The organism is Salifodinibacter halophilus (genome assembly GCA_012999515.1).
GTDB lineage: Bacteria > Pseudomonadota > Gammaproteobacteria > Nevskiales > Salinisphaeraceae > Salifodinibacter > Salifodinibacter halophilus.
In genome coordinates this window covers 1-233 of record JABEEB010000786.1, presented here as the reverse complement: position 1 = coordinate 233, position 233 = coordinate 1, and the positions used below count along the sequence as shown (strand labels likewise).

Sequence of the window (233 nt, the reverse complement as noted above, 5' to 3'; positions counted from 1 at the left end):
CGCGCGCATCCTGATGCTCGCTGAGATACATGATCGCCACGTCGGCGCCTTCGCGTGCGAACAACACCGCAACCGCACGGCCGATCCCCGAGTCACCGCCGGTGATTAATGCCACCTTGCCTTCCAATTTGCCGCTGCCACGATAGTCCGGCGCCAGGAATTTGGGCGCCGGCTGCAGCAGATGTTCATGACCGGGCTTGGGCTGATGCTGTCTTGGCAGCGGATTTTCCGGC

At 62.7% G+C, this 233-nt stretch carries 1 protein-coding gene; it reads right to left on the bottom strand.

The window, feature by feature from the left end; all coding sequences use genetic code 11:
* On the bottom strand, window positions 1-233 hold a 233-nt coding region (locus tag HKX41_13735; GenBank protein NNC25194.1), incomplete at both ends, for an SDR family NAD(P)-dependent oxidoreductase.